Origin of the sequence: Paraburkholderia unamae, assembly GCF_003096875.1 — a bacterium.
GTDB lineage: Bacteria > Pseudomonadota > Gammaproteobacteria > Burkholderiales > Burkholderiaceae > Paraburkholderia > Paraburkholderia unamae.
In genome coordinates this window covers 1-1,652 of record NZ_QEOB01000068.1, presented here as the reverse complement: position 1 = coordinate 1,652, position 1,652 = coordinate 1, and the positions used below count along the sequence as shown (strand labels likewise).

Here is a 1,652-nt window from a genome sequence, read left to right as displayed (position 1 = left end):
GGCCGAGGGTGTGTCAAAACACGTGCGATCGCCTAGACTGAATCAACCTGTTAGCGCGAGAGGCGGAGATGGGGCGATTTGTCGAAGGTGCAAACCGCAATCAGGCCACGTTGCTGCCGGAATGTCTCGAAGACTTTATCGCTGAAGACAATCCCGTGCGGATCGTCGATGCATTCGTCGACGAGCTCGATCTGGCTTCCATGGGCTTCGAAGGCACCACACCCGCAATCACGGGCCGACCGTCCTACCATCCGTCTGTTCTGCTCAAACTCTACATCTACGGCTATCTCAATCGAGTGCAGTCAAGCCGACGTCTGGAGCGGGAGTGCCAGCGCAATGTTGAACTGATGTGGCTGACTGGGCGCCTCGCACCGGACTTCAAGACGATTGCCGAGTTCAGACGCAGCAATGGCGTCGGCATTCGCAATGCATGCCGACGCTTCGTCGTGATATGCCGCGACCTTAAGCTCTTCACGCAAGCAGTCGTTGCCATCGACGGCAGTAAGTTCAAGGCGGTGAACAGTCGCGACAACAACTTCACGCCCAACAAGATCGCAAAGCGTCAGGAACAGATCGAGCAAAGCATACAGCGCTATCTGGATGCCCTGGAGACGGCTGATCGCACACAACCAGCTGAGGTGGAGGCGAAAACCGAGCGGCTACGGGAAAAGATCGAGACGCTGCGCGAACAGATGCGCGATCTGGATCGGGCCGCAGAACTGTTGAATGATTTACCGGAAAAGCAGGTTTCGCTGACTGATCCCGACTCACGTTCGATGATGTCGCAAGCCAAGGGCACAGGCGTGGTGGGCTACAACGTTCAGGTGGCTGTTGATACGAAACATCACCTCATTGTGACCCACGAAGTGACGAACGTCGGTAGTGACCGCGCGCAGCTAAGCCCGATGGCCAAGGCCGCCCGCGATGCGATGGGCAGGAAGACGATCCGGGCGCTGGCCGATCGCGGGTACTACAGTGCCACGGAGGTCAAAGCATGTGATGACGCGGGTATTGCAGCGCTGGTGCCGAAAACACAGACCTCCAGTGCAAAGGCAGATGGACGGTTCGATCGGGCCGACTTCATCTACATCGCCAAAGACGACCAATACCTATGTCCAGCGGGGCAACGGGCGATTTACCGATTTACTTCCGTCGAGCGCGAAACTCCGATGGCCCTGCGTACTTACTGGAGCAGCGCTTGCCCGAAATGCCCGATAAAGAACCGGTGCACGCCGACCGACTACCGGCGTATTCGACGGTGGGAACACGAAGCGGTGCTTGAAGCGATGCAGTCCAGGCTGGATCGCCAGCTCGACGCCATGACGATGCGACGGCGGACGGTCGAGCATGTGTTCGGCACACTCAAGCACTGGATGGGGACGACGCATTTCCAGACGCGCGGACTTGGCCATGTCGCCGCTGAAATGAGTTTGCACGTGCTGGCCTACAACCTAAAACGGGTCATCAGGATTCTCGGGTTCGCAAAGACGATGCGCGCAATGAAGCTGGCAGGCGCGTGAACTCCCGCGCTCCGACGTCGTTTGCCAGTAAACACGATCACGCCACCTGCCTGCGTCTCGGCCTAACTCAACTGCGCTCCCAACCGGGCATCACCGGTGGGCCGTTCTGCGCGTTTTTACACGGCCTCGGCC

At 58.6% G+C, this 1,652-nt stretch carries 1 protein-coding gene; it reads left to right on the top strand.

The window, feature by feature from the left end:
• The first annotated feature begins 68 nt into the window (after positions 1-68).
• Positions 69-1,520, top strand: coding sequence for an IS1182 family transposase (locus tag C7402_RS46080; RefSeq protein ID WP_116615302.1), 1,452 nt, complete (start codon positions 69-71; stop codon positions 1,518-1,520).
• Positions 1,521-1,652: the final 132 nt, after the last annotated feature.

What these genes read in the sequence shown, in the direction of transcription:
- C7402_RS46080 (WP_116615302.1), top strand. Translation starts at nt 69, where the DNA reads ATGGGGCGATTTGTCGAAGGTGCAAACCGCAATCAGGCCACGTTGCTG.